This is a genomic window from Pelagibacterium sediminicola (assembly GCF_003390885.1).
Classification (GTDB): domain Bacteria; phylum Pseudomonadota; class Alphaproteobacteria; order Rhizobiales; family Devosiaceae; genus Pelagibacterium; species Pelagibacterium sediminicola.
Map to the genome: position 1 here is coordinate 1 of NZ_QMEL01000034.1, position 420 is coordinate 420.

At 58.1% G+C, this 420-nt stretch carries 1 protein-coding gene; it reads left to right on the forward strand.

Annotated elements, in window-relative coordinates; all coding sequences use genetic code 11:
* Nucleotides 1–404 (forward strand): IS5 family transposase (locus DQG18_RS15885; RefSeq protein ID WP_116655219.1); only part of this gene is annotated, 404 nt, incomplete at its 5' end.
* Nucleotides 405–420 lie beyond the last annotated feature (16 nt).

Sequence of the window (420 nt, forward strand, 5' to 3'; positions counted from 1 at the left end):
TCTCGCGTGGTGGCCGGACCACCAAGGTCCATGCGCTTGTCGACGTTATCGGCAGACCACTCTGCCTCGTCCTGACACCCGGCAATGCCTCGGACATGAAGGGAGCAGATCTGCTCATCGCCCACACAACGGGTATGAAGAGGATTATCGCGGACCGGGGCTATGATGCCAACCGTCTTCGCTCCACTCTTCGAAGTCAGAACACCATCCCGGTGATCCCCGGCCGCAAGAACCGCAAACGCAAAATCCGATACGATGAGAAACGCTACAAGGACCGCTGGCGCGTTGAGGCCATGTTCTGCCGCCTCAAGGATTTCCGCCGCGTCGCCACACGGTACGACAAGCTCGCTCGGAATTATCTATCTGCCGTCATGCTCGCAGCAGCAGTTGCGTACTGGCTATGATTGAGTCTCAACCCTA